Origin of the sequence: Neisseria dumasiana, assembly GCF_022870885.1 — a bacterium.
Lineage (GTDB): Bacteria > Pseudomonadota > Gammaproteobacteria > Burkholderiales > Neisseriaceae > Neisseria > Neisseria dumasiana.
On sequence record NZ_CP091509.1, the window covers coordinates 248266 to 264020 of the forward strand.

The 15755-nt window shown below is 48.7% G+C and carries 8 protein-coding genes and 1 tRNA gene; 7 read left to right on the forward strand and 2 right to left on the reverse strand.

Features of this window, described 5'->3' with window-relative positions; genetic code table 11:
- The first annotated feature begins 94 nt into the window (after positions 1-94).
- The 4 genes from rplJ to rpoC all read left to right on the forward strand — a co-directional run bounded on the left by rplJ (position 95) and on the right by rpoC (position 9740).
- On the forward strand, positions 95-595 hold the full coding sequence (gene rplJ, locus LVJ88_RS01135; RefSeq protein WP_054599429.1) for a 50S ribosomal protein L10: 501 nt from the start codon (positions 95-97) through the stop codon (positions 593-595).
- Positions 596-645: 50 nt separating this feature from the next.
- Positions 646-1017, forward strand: a complete 372-nt coding sequence (gene rplL, locus LVJ88_RS01140) for a 50S ribosomal protein L7/L12 (protein ID WP_054599430.1) — start codon at positions 646-648, stop codon at positions 1015-1017.
- Positions 1018-1263: 246 nt separating this feature from the next.
- Complete coding sequence (gene rpoB / locus LVJ88_RS01145; protein WP_054599431.1) at positions 1264-5442, forward strand: DNA-directed RNA polymerase subunit beta; 4179 nt, start codon at positions 1264-1266, stop codon at positions 5440-5442.
- Positions 5443-5561: 119 nt separating this feature from the next.
- Positions 5562-9740: a DNA-directed RNA polymerase subunit beta' gene (gene rpoC / locus LVJ88_RS01150; RefSeq protein ID WP_085356960.1), complete on the forward strand. Its 4179-nt coding sequence runs from the start codon at positions 5562-5564 to the stop codon at positions 9738-9740.
- A gap of 522 nt (positions 9741-10262) precedes the next feature.
- On the opposite strand, the gene LVJ88_RS01160 is transcribed toward rpoC, so the two are convergent.
- Positions 10263-10338 (reverse strand) — tRNA-Lys (locus LVJ88_RS01160).
- 186 nt (positions 10339-10524) lie between these two features.
- On the opposite strand from LVJ88_RS01160, the gene LVJ88_RS01165 reads away from it, so the two are divergent.
- From LVJ88_RS01165 to LVJ88_RS01175, 3 genes are all read left to right on the forward strand, one after another.
- On the forward strand, positions 10525-10923 hold the full coding sequence (locus LVJ88_RS01165; protein ID WP_054599433.1) for a lipoprotein: 399 nt from the start codon (positions 10525-10527) through the stop codon (positions 10921-10923).
- A 402-nt stretch (positions 10924-11325) separates the two neighbouring features.
- Positions 11326-13485: a YccS family putative transporter gene (yccS, locus tag LVJ88_RS01170; RefSeq protein WP_085418032.1), complete on the forward strand. Its 2160-nt coding sequence runs from the start codon at positions 11326-11328 to the stop codon at positions 13483-13485.
- 206 nt (positions 13486-13691) lie between these two features.
- Complete coding sequence (locus tag LVJ88_RS01175; RefSeq protein ID WP_085418031.1) at positions 13692-14189, forward strand: GlcG/HbpS family heme-binding protein; 498 nt, start codon at positions 13692-13694, stop codon at positions 14187-14189.
- Between the two features lie 244 nt (positions 14190-14433).
- Here the strand turns inward: LVJ88_RS01175 and miaB are convergent, their stop codons facing one another.
- Positions 14434-15753, reverse strand: coding sequence for a tRNA (N6-isopentenyl adenosine(37)-C2)-methylthiotransferase MiaB (gene miaB, locus LVJ88_RS01180; protein ID WP_085418030.1), 1320 nt, complete (start codon positions 15751-15753; stop codon positions 14434-14436).
- Between the last annotated feature and the right edge of the window lie 2 nt (positions 15754-15755).

Below are 15755 nucleotides of genomic sequence, written 5' to 3' on the forward strand. Positions count from 1 at the left end.
TCATAACCAACTTGTCTATTGATTAATATCTTTTTAGGTTGCCGAACTGGTGAAATACATATGTATTTCTTTGTTTAACAGTGGGAGGTAGACCTTGAGTCTCAATATTGAAACCAAGAAAGCAACAGTAGAAGAAATTAGTAATGCTATTGCTAATGCTCAGACTATGGTAGTTGCTGAATATCGCGGAATCAGTGTTGCCAGTATGACTGAACTTCGTGCCAATGCTCGTAAAGAAGGCGTTTATCTGCGTGTTCTGAAAAACACATTAGCTCGTCGGGCTGTAGAAGGAACTTCATTTGCTGCACTGGCCGATCAAATGGTTGGTCCGTTGGTATATGCTGCATCTGAAGATCCTGTTGCTGCTGCAAAAGTACTGCATCAATTCGCGAAAAAAGATGACAAAATTGTTGTTAAAGCAGGTTCTTACAATGGTAATGTTTTAGATGTGGCTCAAGTAGGCGAGCTTGCTTCTATTCCGAGCCGTGAAGAATTGCTGTCTAAATTGCTCTTTATCATGCAAGCGCCTGTTTCTGGCTTTGCCCGAGCATTGGCAGCATTGGCTGAAAAAAATGCAACTGAAGAAGCTGCGTAATAATTTTGTTTCTATTAATTTTTTAATACAATATTTGGAGTTTAAATAGCATGGCTATTACTAAAGAAGATATCTTAGAAGCAGTTGGTTCTTTAACCGTTATGGAATTGAATGACTTGGTTAAAGCATTTGAAGAAAAATTCGGCGTTTCTGCTGCTGCTGTTGCAGTTGCAGGTCCTGCTGCAGGTGGTGCCGCAGCTGCTGAAGAGAAAACTGAATTTGATGTGATCTTGGCTTCTGCCGGTGATCAAAAAGTAGGCGTGATTAAAGTTGTTCGCGCTATTACTGGTTTGGGCTTGAAAGAAGCTAAAGATATGGTTGATGGTGCGCCTAAAACTGTTAAAGAAGGTGTTTCTAAAGCTGAAGCCGAAGATATCCAAAAACAATTGGAAGAAGCCGGCGCTAAAGTCGAAATCAAATAATTCTCTCTTTAAAAGAAGGCTGGCAGATATCTGCCAGCCTTGTTTTGCTTGAATGGCAGCAAATTTCGAATATTTACCTATATTTTCAATTTATTTATAGCTTATTGTTAATAAATGTAAATATTCTAATTTATTTTCGTAGTGTTCTTAAGCGTATTTTATTTTTTAATGCATTCTTTATTTATTTAATGCATCAATTTCAAAATTTTTGTTTCACATAATCTCCCTACTTTGGAGTTTCTTTTTATGAGTTATTCTTTTACCGAGAAAAAGCGTATCCGTAAGAGTTTTGCTAAGCGGGCAAATGTATTAGATGTGCCTTTTTTGCTGGCAACACAGCTGGATTCTTATTCGAAATTTTTACAGTTGGGTAAGCCTTTTGATCAGCGTAGTGATGATGGTTTGCAAGCTGCTTTTAACTCTATTTTTCCAATCGTTAGCCATAATGGTTATGCGCGTTTAGAGTTTGTGCATTATGTTTTGGGTGAGCCTTTGTTTGATATTCCCGAGTGTCAATTAAGGGGTATTACTTATGCATCTCCCCTTCGTGCGCGTATTCGTTTGGTTATTTTGGATAAAGAATCTTCCAAGCCGACTATAAAAGAAGTGCGTGAAAATGAAGTTTATATGGGTGAGATTCCTCTGATGACGCCCAGCGGTTCTTTTGTCATTAACGGCACAGAACGTGTGATTGTGTCTCAGCTGCATCGTTCTCCGGGTGTGTTTTTTGAGCATGACCGCGGAAAAACACATTCATCAGGTAAGTTGTTATTTTCTGCCCGTATTATCCCTTATCGCGGTTCTTGGTTGGATTTTGAGTTCGACCCTAAAGACTTGTTGTATTTCCGTATCGACCGCCGCCGTAAAATGCCGGTATCCATCTTGTTGAAAGCTTTGGGTTACAACAACGAACAAATTTTAGATACCTTTTATGACAAAGAAACGTTTTACTTGTCGAAAGACGGTGTTCAAACGGATTTGATCGCAAGCCGTCTGAAAGGTGAAACTGCAAAGCTTGATATAGTGGATAAAGAAGGCAATGTATTGGTTGCCAAGGGCAAACGTATTACTGCCAAGAATATCCGCGATATCAGTAATGCAGGCTTGAAACGTTTGGATGTTGATCCCGAAAGTTTGTTGGCCAAAGTGTTGGCAACAGATTTGATCGTGCCCGATACCGGTGAAGTTTTGGCTACGGCAAACGAGGAAATTACAGAAGAATTGCTGGCTAAGCTGGATATCCACGGCGTTGAAAAAGTGGAAACGCTATACATCAATGAACTGGATCAAGGCGGTTATATTTCCAATACGCTGCGTACCGACGAAACTGCAGATCAGCAAGCTGCCCGTGTAGCGATTTATCGCATGATGCGCCCCGGCGAACCACCTACCGAAGAAGCGGTAGAGCTGTTATTTAACCGCCTGTTTTTCAATGAAGACAGCTATGATTTATCTCGTGTGGGTCGTATGAAATTCAATACCCGCACTTATGAGCAGAAGCTTAGCGATGCTCAGGCAGATTCATGGTATGGCCGTTTGTTGAACCAAACTTTTGCCGGTGCAGCTGAAAAAGGTGGTTTTGTGTTGAGCGTGGAAGACATCGTTGCTTCTATTGCTACTTTGGTTGAGTTGCGTAACGGTCATGGCGAAGTGGACGATATTGACCATTTGGGTAACCGTCGTGTCCGTTCGGTAGGTGAATTGGTGGAGAACCAGTTCCGCAGCGGCTTGGCTCGTGTTGAGCGGGCAGTGAAAGAGCGTTTGAATCAGGCGGAATCTGAAAATCTGATGCCTCATGATTTGATTAATGCTAAGCCGGTTTCTGCTGCAATTAAAGAGTTTTTCGGTTCCAGCCAGTTGAGCCAATTTATGGATCAGACCAACCCGCTGTCGGAAATTACCCACAAACGCCGTGTGTCTGCACTGGGTCCGGGTGGTTTGACGCGCGAACGTGCGGGCTTTGAGGTACGCGACGTACATCCGACCCACTATGGCCGTGTGTGCCCGATTGAAACACCTGAGGGTCCGAACATTGGTTTGATTAACTCATTGTCTGTTTACGCACGCACCAACGAATACGGTTTCTTAGAAACCCCATACCGTCGTGTGGTGGATGGCAAGGTAACCGATGAAATCGATTATTTGTCTGCTATCGAAGAAGGTCGCTATGTGATTGCACAGGCAAACGCCGAATTGGATTCAGACGGCCGCTTGACCGGTGATTTAATTACCTGTCGTGAAAAAGGTGAAACCATTATGGCTACTGCCGACCGCGTTCAGTATATGGACGTGGCGACCGGCCAAGTGGTTTCTGTGGCTGCTTCTTTGATTCCTTTCTTAGAGCATGACGATGCGAACCGTGCCTTGATGGGTGCCAATATGCAACGTCAGGCCGTGCCATGCTTGCGCCCGGAAAAACCGATGGTGGGTACCGGCATTGAGCGTTCGGTAGCCGTGGATTCCGCTACTGCAATTGTTGCCCGTCGTGGCGGTGTGGTTGAGTATGTCGATGCTAACCGTATCGTTGTTCGCGTACACGATGATGAAGCGACTGCCGGCGAAGTGGGTGTGGATATTTACAACTTGGTGAAATTTACCCGCTCAAACCAATCAACCAACATTAACCAACGTCCTGTGGTGAAAGCCGGTGATGTGCTGCAACGCGGCGACGTCGTGGCCGATGGTGCTTCTACCGATTTAGGTGAATTGGCTTTGGGTCAAAATATGACTATCGCCTTTATGCCGTGGAACGGTTACAACTATGAAGACTCGATTCTGATTTCTGAAAAAGTGGCTGCGGATGACCGTTATACTTCTATCCATATCGAAGAATTGAACGTTGTGGCACGTGATACCAAGCTGGGTGCAGAAGACATTACCCGTGATATTCCGAACTTATCCGAGCGCATGCAAAACCGTTTGGACGAATCGGGTATCGTTTATATCGGTGCGGAAGTTGAAGCCGGTGACGTGTTGGTAGGTAAAGTAACGCCTAAAGGCGAAACCCAGCTGACACCAGAAGAAAAACTGTTGCGTGCCATTTTCGGTGAAAAAGCATCAGACGTAAAAGATACGTCATTGCGTATGCCTACCGGTATGAGCGGCACGGTTATCGATGTGCAGGTATTTACCCGCGAAGGCATCCAACGCGACAAACGTGCCCAGTCGATTATTGATTCGGAACTGAAACGCTACCGCCAAGATTTGAGCGACCAACTGCGTATTTTCGATAACGATGCCTTCAGCCGTATCGAGCGCATGATTGTCGGCCAGAAAGCCAACGGAGGCCCGCTGAAACTGGCCAAAGGCAGCGACATCACTTCAGAATATCTGGCATCGTTGCCGAGCAAGCACGATTGGTTCGATATCCGTTTGGCCGACGAATCTTTGGCTAAGCAGCTGGAGTTGATCAAAGTCAGCCTGCAACAAAAACGCGAAGAAGCCGATGCCTTGTATGAAGTGAAAAAGAAAAAGCTGACACAGGGCGACGAATTGCAACCCGGCGTACAAAAAATGGTGAAAGTATTCATCGCCATCAAACGCCGTCTGCAAGCCGGTGACAAAATGGCCGGCCGCCACGGTAACAAAGGTGTGGTATCGCGCATTCTGCCGGTGGAAGACATGCCTTATATGGCAGATGGTCGCCCCGTAGATATCGTATTGAACCCGTTGGGCGTACCGTCCCGTATGAATATCGGCCAGATTCTCGAAGTGCATTTGGGTTGGGCGGCAAAAGGTATCGGCGAGCGCATCGACCGCATGTTGGCCGAGCAGCGTAAAGTAGGCGAAATCCGTGAGTTCCTGAATAAACTCTATAACAACAGCGGTAAGCAGGAAAATCTGGACGAGCTGAGCGATGAAGAAATTTTAGCCTTGGCTGAGAATCTGAAACGCGGAGCCACATTCGCCTCGCCGGTATTCGACGGTGCTAAAGAAAACGAAATCTACGAGATGCTCGACTTGGCTTATCCGAGCGACGATCCCGAAGTAGAAAAACTCGGCTTCAACAACAGCAAAACCCAAATCACCCTTTACGACGGCCGTTCAGGTGAACCGTTCGACCGCAAAGTAACCGTCGGTGTGATGCACTACCTGAAGCTGCACCACTTGGTTGACGAGAAAATGCACGCCCGTTCTACCGGCCCGTACAGTCTGGTTACTCAGCAGCCGCTGGGTGGTAAAGCCCAATTCGGTGGCCAGCGTTTCGGTGAGATGGAGGTGTGGGCACTGGAAGCTTACGGTGCCGCCTACACGCTGCAAGAGATGCTGACCGTGAAATCGGATGACGTTGCCGGCCGTACCAAAATGTATGAAAACATTGTTAAAGGCGAGCACAAAATCGATGCCGGTATGCCTGAATCCTTCAACGTATTGGTTAAAGAGATTCGCTCATTGGGCTTGGATATCGATCTGGAACGTTACTAATATCGGAACCGGTTTTCAGACGGCCTCCAAAACATTCGGGCCGTCTGAAAAAAGATTTTCAAATGAACAGGCTTTCTTAATGAGGCCGTCTGAAAACTACCGTTCCACAAGGAGCAAAAATGAATTTGTTAAACTTATTTAATCCGTTGCAGTCTGCCGGCATAGAAGAAGAATTTGATGCGATCAAAATCGGCATTGCTTCACCTGAAACCATCCGTTCATGGTCTTACGGCGAAGTGAAAAAACCCGAAACCATCAACTACCGTACCTTCAAACCCGAGCGCGACGGTTTATTCTGCGCCAAAATTTTCGGCCCGGTAAAAGACTACGAATGTTTGTGCGGTAAATACAAACGTCTGAAATTCAAAGGCGTAACCTGTGAAAAATGCGGTGTGGAAGTTACTTTGTCTAAAGTACGCCGCGAGCGCATGGGCCATATCGAATTGGCCGCACCCGTCGCCCATATCTGGTTCTTAAAATCACTGCCTTCACGTTTGGGTATGGTTTTAGACATGACCTTGCGCGATATTGAACGCGTGTTGTATTTCGAAGCCTATGTGGTTACCGACCCGGGCATGACACCCCTGCAACGCCGCCAATTGCTGACTGAAGACGATTATTACGCCAAGCTGGAAGAATACGGCGACGACTTCGATGCCAAGATGGGTGCCGAGGGTATTCGCGAATTATTGCGCAGCTTGGATATTGCTTCGGAAGTAGAAGTATTGCGTCAAGAGCTCGAATCCACGGGCTCGGACACCAAAATCAAAAAAATCGCCAAGCGTTTGAAAGTATTGGAAGCCTTCCAACGTTCGGGTATGAAACTCGAATGGATGATTATGGATGTGTTGCCGGTATTACCGCCTGATTTACGTCCGTTGGTACCGCTGGACGGCGGCCGTTTCGCTACTTCCGATCTGAATGATTTGTACCGCCGCGTGATCAACCGTAACAACCGTTTGAAACGCCTGCTGGAATTGCATGCTCCGGATATTATCGTACGCAACGAAAAACGTATGCTGCAAGAAGCGGTAGATTCGCTGCTGGATAACGGCCGTCGCGGTAAAGCCATGACCGGCGCCAACAAACGTCCGCTGAAATCGTTGGCCGACATGATTAAAGGTAAAGGCGGCCGCTTCCGTCAAAACCTGTTGGGTAAACGTGTGGACTATTCAGGCCGTTCCGTGATTACCGTGGGTCCTTACCTGCGTCTGCATCAGTGCGGTTTGCCGAAGAAAATGGCTTTGGAATTGTTCAAACCGTTTATTTTCCACAAATTGGAAAAACAAGGTTTGGCTTCAACCGTAAAAGCGGCTAAAAAGCTGGTAGAGCAGGAAGTGCCGGAAGTATGGGACATCTTGGAAGAAGTGATCCGCGAACACCCGATCATGCTGAACCGTGCGCCGACGCTGCACCGTTTAGGTATTCAAGCGTTCGAGCCGATTCTGATTGAAGGTAAAGCCATTCAGCTGCATCCTCTGGTTTGTGCCGCGTTCAATGCCGACTTTGACGGTGACCAAATGGCCGTACACGTTCCGTTGAGCTTGGAAGCGCAAATGGAAGCACGCACTTTGATGCTGGCCTCCAACAACGTATTGTCTCCCGCCAACGGCGAACCGATTATCGTGCCGTCGCAAGATATCGTATTGGGCTTGTACTACATGACCCGCGACCGCATCAATGCCAAAGGCGAAGGCAGCTTATTCTCCGATGTAAAAGAAGTGCATCGTGCCTACCACACCAAACAAGTAGAGTTGGGTACGAAAATTACCGTGCGTCTGCGCGAATGGGAGAAAAATGCCCAAGGCGAGTTGGAGCCGGTGGTAAAACGTTATGAAACTACAGTAGGCCGTGCTTTGCTCAGCGAGATTCTGCCTAAAGGCCTGCCGTTCGAATACATTAATAAAGCGCTGAAAAAGAAAGAAATTTCCAAGCTGATTAATGCATCGTTCCGTTTGTGCGGCCTGCGTGATACCGTTATTTTTGCCGACCACTTGATGTATACCGGTTTTGCATTCGCAGCCAAAGGCGGTATCTCGATTTGTGTCGACGATATGGAAATTCCGAAAGAAAAAGCCGCATTATTGGCCGAGGCGCAAAGCGAAGTTAAAGAAATCGAAGACCAATACCGTCAAGGTTTGGTAACGAACGGCGAGCGTTACAACAAAGTGGTCGATATTTGGGGGCGTGCCGGCGATAAAATCGCTAAAGCGATGATGGACAATCTTTCCAAACAGAAAGTCATTGACCGCGAAGGTAACGAAGTAGACCAAGAATCGTTCAACTCCATTTACATGATGGCCGATTCGGGTGCCCGTGGTTCGGCAGCGCAGATTAAACAGCTTTCCGGTATGCGTGGTTTGATGGCCAAGCCGGACGGCTCGATTATCGAAACGCCGATTACCTCAAATTTCCGCGAAGGTTTGACGGTATTGCAATACTTTATTGCGACACACGGTGCGCGTAAGGGTTTGGCGGATACCGCATTGAAAACGGCAAACTCAGGTTACTTGACCCGCCGTTTGGTAGACGTTACCCAAGATTTGGTTGTGGTAGAAGACGATTGCGGCACAACTGACGGTTTTGTCATGAAAGCCGTGGTGCAGGGCGGTGATGTGATCGAACCGTTGCGTGACCGTATTTTAGGCCGCGTAACTGCCGGTGACGTGGTTGATCCTTCAAGCGGCGAAACGCTTGTTGAAGCAGGTACGTTGCTGAATGAGCAACTGGTTGATCTGATTGACCAATCTGGTGTCGATGAGGTTAAAGTCCGCACCCCGATTACCTGTAAAACCCGCTACGGTTTGTGTGCCCACTGTTACGGCCGCGACTTGGCGCGAGGCAAATTGGTTAATACCGGCGAAGCTGTCGGCGTGATTGCCGCTCAGTCTATCGGTGAGCCGGGTACTCAGCTGACGATGCGTACCTTCCACATCGGTGGTGCCGCATCGCGTGCCGCCGCCGCCAGCCAAGTGGAAGCCAAATCAAACGGTACCGCACGTTTCAGCAGCCAAATGCGTTATGTTGCCAACAACAAAGGCGAACTGGTGGTAATCGGCCGTTCTTGCGAAGTAGTGATTCACGATGAAATCGGTCGTGAGCGTGAGCGCCATAAAGTGCCTTACGGTGCCATTCTGTTGGTACAAGACGGTGCGGCGGTGAAAGCCGGCCAAACCTTGGCAACATGGGATCCGCATACCCGTCCGATGATTACCGAGCATGCCGGTCAGGTGCGTTTTGAAAACGTGGAAGAAGGCGTGACCGTTGCCAAACAAACCGACGATGTAACCGGCTTGTCTACATTGGTGGTAATCGACGGCAAACGCCGTTCGGCATCTACTTCCAAACTGTTGCGTCCGACCGTGAAACTGTTGGATGAAAACGGCGAAGAAGTATGCATGCCCGGCACGACCACTGCCGTGTCGATGGCGTTCCCGGTAGGTGCGGTGATTACCATCCGTGAAGGTCAGGAAGTCGGCAAGGGCGACGTATTGGCACGTATTCCGCAAGCGTCTTCCAAAACCCGCGATATTACCGGTGGTCTGCCGCGTGTAGCCGAACTGTTTGAAGCACGCGTGCCCAAAGATGCCGGCATGTTGGCCGAAGTAACCGGTACCGTGTCTTTCGGTAAAGAAACCAAAGGCAAACAACGCCTGATTATTACTGATGTGGACGGTGTGGCTTACGAAACCCTGATTTCCAAAGAGAAACAGATTCTTGTCCACGACGGCCAAGTGGTGAACCGCGGTGAAACCATTGTCGACGGCGCGGTTGACCCGCACGATATTCTGCGTTTGCAAGGTATCGAAGCGTTGGCCCGCTACATCGTACAAGAGGTGCAGGAAGTTTACCGCCTGCAAGGTGTGAAGATTTCCGACAAACACATCGAGGTCATCATCCGCCAAATGCTGCGCCGTGTGAATATTGCCGATGCAGGCGAAACCGGCTTTATTACCGGCGAACAAGTAGAGCGCGGCGATGTTACATTGGCTAACGAGAAGGCATTGGCCGAGGATAAAGAACCAGCACGTTACGAAAACGTATTGCTGGGTATTACCAAAGCTTCTTTGTCTACCGACAGCTTCATCTCAGCCGCATCGTTCCAAGAGACCACACGCGTATTGACCGAAGCCGCAATTATGGGCAAACAAGACGAGTTGCGCGGTCTGAAAGAAAACGTGATTGTCGGCCGTCTGATTCCGGCAGGTACGGGTTTGACTTACCACCGTACCCGTCGTCAGGTATGGCAGGCACATCATGAAGCCGAAGTGGCCGAACAGGTTGATGAAGCCGAATAAAATGGAATGACGTAAATATTAAGCCAAACGCCGATTGTGTCAGCAATCGGCGTTTTTTCAGACGGCCTGAGAGGTAGGAAATATCATATGTAGTAAATCGACTTCATTTTTTAATATAAGGCAGCAAGCAGCAGACAGTGGAGTGATACGGCAGGGTACGGCAACCCCGTAGTAGAAATTAAGTTGATTGACTTTAAAGCGGCAACAGAATCGGTTCTGTATGACTATCAGTACTGTTTGCAGCTTGCTGCCTTATATTAAAAATGCGTTGATTGACTTAGGCTGAAACCTTTGCAAAACGCTCAGATGTGAATGCAGTTCAAGGCGTAGCAGCATAGTGAGTGCAGACATATTCATATAGACGGGGCAAGCGAGCGAGCAGCGTATAACGCAGAAATGCGCTGCCGATGGGGCAAAGGTCTCAGGCTGATTTTGAAATATGGATACGGTTGAATGCCGTCTGACGTTTTGCCAGAAACAAGAAAGGCCGCAATTGCTTGCGGCCTTTCTTGTTGATTTATCTGGTGGGTCGTGAAGGATTCGAACCTTCGACCAACGGATTAAAAGTCCGCTGCTCTACCAGCTGAGCTAACGACCCGATAAGCTGTGAATTTTAAATATTGGAGGGGGTTCTGTCAATAGATGCATGTTATTTTTTCTGCATCTTTATGTAAAAGAAGAAAATTTATTTATTTTATCTGAACGGCGACTATGTTATGATTTTAAGCGTATCAATGAAAGTATTCATTGGTCATCGAATACATATTGAAAAGGATAAACACAGATGAAAAAAATTCTGATGGCTCTTACTGCTGTTGCTGCTTTAGCAGCTTGTTCTCAAGAAACCAAACAGGAAACTAAAGAAGCTGCCCAAGCTATTGCTTCTGAAGTGAAAACCGATGTGCAAGATGCCAAAGAAAAAGCGGCTTCTGCGGTAAGCGGTGCGGTTGAAGCTGCAAAAGAAACCGGTGCTAAAGTGGAAAACGCGGCTTCTAATGCTGCTGTTGCCGGTAAGGAAGCGATGAGTGATGCCGCTCAAGCAACCAAAGAAGCTGCTGCTGATGCGAAGAATGCTGCTCAAGATGCGGTTGCCAAGGCTAAGGCTGCTACAAAAGAAGCTGCCGCCGATGTGAAGAATGCTGCTCAAGAAGCTGATGCCAAAGCGAAAGACGCTGCTAAATAATTTGTTTCTTCATCGAGATTTGCCGTTGAGTGTGTAAGCATTTTATGCGGTAAAAGTTCGATTTAGGATGGAAATGCTGTCAAGCGGGATATCTGCTTTGACAGCATTTTTGTTGAGCAGGTGCCGGAATGGGTAATCGGAAAAGATCTTTGACTATAAACCGAACCGAGACTTACCGCTTTCATAGCAAATCAACTTTAATTTCTGCTGCGGCTTGCGGCTTTGTATCAAAAATAAGTTTATTTGTGATAACAGGGGCATAATTCAAGTATGTTGTTTTTAATTCGTGTTTTGGTAAGCCGGATTTTGTTTTTCAGACGGCCTGTTCTGTTTCTTTCTCTAGAGAGAGTTTGAATCCTGTACAATTCATTATTTTATTGATTTTTCTGCCGCCTCTGTCTTATGCGCACTCCTGCCGTTAATCCTAAAGTTATTGCCACATTGCCGGTTTTTTTCAGCGTGTTAATTGTGACGGCGCTGATTTGGTATTTCAATGTGCCCCAGCTGACTACGCCTTTGGTGTTAGGGATTATTGCCGGCGGTTTGGTGGATTTGGATAACGGTTTGACAGGCCGTCTGAAAAATATTGTGATTACGCTGGTGTTGTTTTCGGTTTCTTCGCTTGCGGCTCAGTTTACGCACGGTTCGGGCTTGCCGTTTATTCTGGTGATGACGCTGATGACCTTCGTTTTTACGCTTTTGGGTGCGGTGGGGTTGCGTTATCGAACGCTGGCGTTCGGCACTTTGGCGGTGGCAACTTATACAACGCTTGCCTATACGCCGAGTATGCCGTGGTTTGTGAATCCTGTGCTGATTTTGTGCGGCACGCTGCTGTATAGCACGCTTACGTTGTTGCTGCATATGATTTTTCCGCACCGTCCGGTTCAGGAGAGTATGGCTTCGGCTTATGCTGCTTTGGGCGGTTATTTGGATGCCAAAGCTGCTTTTTTTGATCCGGACGAAGCGGATTGGTTGGAGAACAGGCAGATTGATTTGGCGATGAAAAACACCGAAATCATCGGGGCGTTCAACCAATGCCGTAATGCTTTGTTTTACCGTATGCGCGGGCAGCACCGTCATCCGCGCACCATGCGCATGTTGCGTTATTACTTTACCGCGCAGGATATTCACGAGCGCATCAGTTCGGCACATGTTGATTACCGCGAGCTGGCAGACCGTTTAAAAAATACCGATTTGATTTTTCGGATCAACCGTTTGCTTGAACTTCAAGGGCAGGCTTGTCGGGATGTGGCGGAAAGTTTGCGCAGCGGCCGGCCTTATCAATACGGTAAGCGTTTGGAGCGTGCGATTCAGGGGTGCCGCCAGTCGCTGAAGCTGTATGCGGAAAGCCACAACGGCAGCGAAGTACATACTTTGCAGCGGCTGCTGGAAAACCTGTTCAGCGTCGATTACCAACTCAGCCATATCGAAAGCGGCGATCAGGCTGCCGATGAAGGTGCTTCAGATAAAACCCGTATTGCTGCGTCGGAAAACGGCGGTTTGCGTAATATATGGCCGTCGGTGCGCAGCCAGCTCAATCTTGAATCGGTGGTGTTCCGCCATGCCGTGCGCTTGTCGATTGTGGTGTTTGTTGCGTGCAGTGTGGTGGAAATTTTCCATGTGAATATGGGCTATTGGATATTGCTGACGGCTTTGTTTGTATGCCAGCCCAACTATTCGGCTACCAAAAAGCGCATTAACCAGCGTATTGCGGGAACATTGCTGGGGGTGGTGGTCGGCTCGCTCGTGCCTTATTTCACGCCCTCGATGGAAACCAAATTGTGGATTGTGTTGGCGGCAACCACGCTGTTTTTCTTTTTCCGCACCAATAAATACAGTTTTTCTACCTTTTTTATTACCGTTCAAGCACTTGCTGCTATGTCGTTGGCGGGGGAAGATGTGTTGTCTCTAACGTGGACGCGCGTAACCGATACTTTGGCGGGGGCGGCAATCGCATGGGCGGCAGTCAGCTATTTGTGGCCGGATTGGCGTTATCTCACCCTCAGCCGCACGGCAGGGAAGGCGGTTAACCGCAACGGATTGTATTTGCGCCACATTCTCGGCCAGTTGAGAACGGGCGGTTCCGACGATGTGGCTTATCGGGTTGTGCGCCGCCAAGCGCACGAAGCTGCTGCGGCATTGAGCAGCACGCTTTCCGATATGAGCGGAGAGCCTGAAAAATACGGTCGCAAACTGCAAGACGGTTTTAATCTGCTCAAACTCAGTTATGCCTTGATCGGTTATATTTCCGCACTCGGGGCATACCGCAGCCATATGGCCAACGGCTGCGAACCTGAATTTACAGAAGGTTTTTTCCGTACCGCCAACCGCATAGCGGATATATTGGAAAGCATTTCCTTTTCAAGCCCCGAAGCGTTTCAGACGGCCTTAAACGAAGTGAGGCAGGGTTTGCAGCAATTGCACGGTTTGATTGGCGAAGACCGCCAGAGCAGCATTTTATGGCAGCAGTTAAGCTTGATCGGCCGCCAGCTTGAGCCTTGTTATACAGCTCTTCACGGCAGTGGCGAAGAAATGCCCGCTGTTTCTGCCCCGGGCGCATAAGCCAATAAACTGAGACCTTTGCAAAACCCTCAAACTTTATTTCTGCTGTACCGTTGCGGCCTTGTATCAAAAATAAGTTTATTTGCCGTAACGGTTACGCCTGATTCTGACAACCGTCAAAATAAACCGTGTTCGACATTGACCCTTGTTGAAAAAGGGTTTTAAATCAATGGGGAACGCTGTCGTTCATTTTTGAGGAGAGAAACATGCGTAATTCCAAAGTGGCTGTATGGTTATTCTCATTATTTTTGGCTTACCCCTCCGCATCTTCCGGGCTGACCAAAACCTTGCCGGGCGATATCACGCTGGAGCAGGCGCAGGCGGTGGTTCAGGCGGCATTGAAGAAAGCCGAAACCATGAAAGTGCCGATGAATATTGCCGTTGTAGATGCAGGCGGCAATCTGAAAGCGTTTGCACGCATGGATGATGCGTTTCTAGGCAGCATCGACATCGCCGAACGCAAAGCGCGTACCGCACGTTATTTCAATATGTCCACCCGCGATTTGGGTAAAGCCGCACAGCCGGGGCAGCCGTTGTTCGGTATCGAATCGACCAACGGCGGGTTGGTGATTTTCGGCGGCGGCGAACTGCTCACCGATAGAAAAGGCACGATTATCGGCAGTATCGGCGTGAGCGGGGGCACGGTGGAGGAAGATGAAAGCGTGGCCAAAGCCGGTGCCAAAGCTTTACTTGGCCGTTGGTAAATGGCGATAACGGTAGAGGCCGTCTGAAAAGTTTTTTTCAGACGGCCTCTTGTTTGATGCTTACCGTAAATGATGATTACGATTCGGCACTTATGGCTGTGAAAATGAAGTTTTTATACAAGGCGGCGAGCCGCAGACAGTACAGATAGTACGGAATTGATTTTGTTGCCGCTTCAGCGGCTTACAAAATCGTTCTCTTTGAGCTAAGGCGAGCCAACGCAGTATAAAAGATTCAGTTTCACAGCTATACGATTTCTCCGCGTAAAGAGAAGGTGTAGGCCTCGGTAATCTTTAAATCCACCATTTCATTAATCAGGTGCGGATTACCGGTGAAGTTGACCACGCGGTTGTTGGCGGTGCGCGCTTGCAGTTGGTCGGGGTCTTTTTTGGAAATGCCTTCCACCAAACAGCGTTGCACCGTGCCGAGCATACTTTGGTTGATGCGGGCGGTTTCGGCTTCGATTACTTCGTTCAAGGCTTCCAAGCGGCGCACTTTTTCTTCATGCGGCGTGTCGTCGGGCAGGTTGGCGGCCGGTGTGCCGGGGCGCGGGCTGTAAATGAAGACGAAGCTCAAATCGAAGGCAACATCTTTTACCAGCTTCAACGTTTGCTCGAATTCGCGTTCGGTCTCGCCGGGGAAGCCGACGATAAAGTCGGAGCTTAAACACAAATCGGGGCGGATGGCGCGCAGTTTGCGGATGATGGATTTATATTCCAGCGCGGTATAGCCGCGTTTCATCGCGCTCAACACGCGGTCGGAACCGCTTTGCACCGGCAGGTGCAGATGCGATACCAGCTTGGGCAGGTCGCGGTAGCATTCGATAATCGCATCGGAAAACTCGCGCGGGTGGCTGGTGGTGAAACGCATACGCTCGATGCCGGGGATTTCATGCACGATACGCAGCAAGGTGGCGAAGTCGCAAATGCCGCCGTCGTTCATCGCACCGCGGTAGGCGTTCACGTTTTGCCCCAGCAGGTTGATTTCTTTCACGCCTTGCTGGGCGAGATTGGCGATTTCGGTGAGTACGTCATTCAACGGGCGCGAAAACTCTTCGCCGCGGGTGTAGGGCACCACGCAGAAGCTGCAATATTTCGAGCAGCCTTCCATAATCGATACGAACGCGCTGCCGCCTTCCACGCGGGCAGGGGGCAGGTGGTCGAATTTTTCGATTTCGGGGAAGGAAATATCCACTTGCGAGAGGCCGGTGGTTTCTTTATCCACAATCATCTGCGGCAGGCGGTGCAGGGTTTGCGGGCCGAACACTACATCTACATAAGGCGCTCGTTTCACAATCGCTTCGCCTTCCTGAGAAGCAACGCAGCCGCCTACGCCGATGATGAGATTGGGATTTTTCGCTTTCAGCGGTTTGATGCGGCCTAAGTCGGAAAACACTTTTTCCTGCGCTTTTTCGCGCACGGAGCAGGTGTTGAACAGAATGATGTCGGCTTCTTCGGCCTCGCTGACTTGCACCAGCTCGTCGCCTTCGGCAAGCACCGACAGCATTTTTTCGCTGTCGTACTCATTCATTTGGCAGCCGAAGGTACGGATAAATACTTTTTTCATGT

Bases quoted from the DNA above. Each gene is read 5' to 3' on its own strand.
- miaB (WP_085418030.1), bottom strand. From the start codon at position 15,753: ATGAAAAAAGTATTTATCCGTACCTTCGGCTGCCAAATGAATGAGTAC.
- LVJ88_RS01165 (WP_054599433.1), top strand. From the start codon at position 10,525: ATGAAAAAAATTCTGATGGCTCTTACTGCTGTTGCTGCTTTAGCAGCT.
- yccS (WP_085418032.1), top strand. From the start codon at position 11,326: ATGCGCACTCCTGCCGTTAATCCTAAAGTTATTGCCACATTGCCGGTT.
- LVJ88_RS01175 (WP_085418031.1), top strand. From the start codon at position 13,692: ATGCGTAATTCCAAAGTGGCTGTATGGTTATTCTCATTATTTTTGGCT.
- rpoC (WP_085356960.1), top strand. From the start codon at position 5,562: ATGAATTTGTTAAACTTATTTAATCCGTTGCAGTCTGCCGGCATAGAA.
- rplL (WP_054599430.1), top strand. From the start codon at position 646: ATGGCTATTACTAAAGAAGATATCTTAGAAGCAGTTGGTTCTTTAACC.
- rpoB (WP_054599431.1), top strand. From the start codon at position 1,264: ATGAGTTATTCTTTTACCGAGAAAAAGCGTATCCGTAAGAGTTTTGCT.